At 69.2% G+C, this 1061-nt stretch carries 1 protein-coding gene; it reads right to left on the bottom strand.

Features of this window, described 5'->3' with window-relative positions:
- Window positions 1-1033 (bottom strand): beta-ketoacyl reductase (locus tag AWC12_RS29875; RefSeq protein WP_420087757.1); only part of this gene is annotated, 1033 nt, incomplete at its 3' end.
- Between the last annotated feature and the right edge of the window lie 28 nt (window positions 1034-1061).

The following is a 1061-nucleotide window of genomic DNA, read 5'->3' as shown; positions in this document are numbered from 1 at the left end:
GCAGGGCGGCGGAGTCGAGGAGCATGGGGGCGACGACGGCGCGGTCTGAGTGCAGTGCCGTGTCGAGGAGAGTCAGTCCCTCCTGGGGTTCGAACAGCCGCATACCCAGGCGTGTGCGGATGTGCTGCTCCACTGTGGCGCGATCACGGCCGCCGAACATGCTGCTGTCGAGCGCCCCCCAGGCCCCGAGGGCGAGAGACTGTGCGGGACGATTCTCGGTGTGTCGGCGCTGGGCCAGGGCGTCGAGGAATGCGTTGGCTGCGGCGTAATTGCTTTGGCCTTGGCCGCCCAGCAGCGGTGCCGCTGAGGAGAACAGGATCAGCGGCACATCGGCGAGCAGTTCATCGAGGTGCACGGCCGCATCAACCTTGGCGCGCAACACACGGTCGATCTGGTCGTCGGTGATCGCGGTGATCGTCGCGTCATCCATGACACCCGCGGCGTGAATGACCGCGTCGGGGCGATGCCTGTCGAGCACCCTTTCCAGGGCGTCCCGGTCGGCGGCATCGCACGCCTCGAACGTCACGTCGCATCCCAGGGCGGACAGGTCAGCGGCCAGCTCCTCGCAGCCCTCCCCTGCGGCGCCGCGACGGCTGAGCAGAATCAGCGCCCGCACCCCGTACTCGGCGGCGAGGTGGCGTGCGACCAGCCGGCCCAGCGCGCCGGTACCGCCGGTGATCGCCACCGTTTGGGCTCCGTCGAGCAGCGTCGGCCCCGAGGGCGAGACGCTGATGCGCCGCAACCGAGGGGCGAACAGCCGGTCACCGCGCACAGCGACCTGCGGCTCACCTATGGCCAGAATCGCCTCCCACGGCGGTTCGGTGTCGGTATCGACATCGACGAGCACCACGCGATCGGGGTATTCGGCCTGTGCAGAGCGGACAAACCCCCACACCGCCGCCGCGGCGGGGTCGGGAACATCACCCTCACCCACCGCAACCGCACCACGGGTGACAAACATCAAGCGCGCCTCGGCGAGATGCTCAGCGGCAAACCAAGCCCGCAACAACGAAAGCGCCGCATGAACACCCACACGCGCCGCATCAGCCCGATGCCCCGCC

Source organism: Mycolicibacterium iranicum, assembly GCF_002101705.1.
GTDB lineage: Bacteria > Actinomycetota > Actinomycetes > Mycobacteriales > Mycobacteriaceae > Mycobacterium > Mycobacterium iranicum.
The sequence above is the reverse complement of the archived record's forward strand: the minus strand, read 5'-3'. Positions and strand labels throughout refer to the sequence as shown.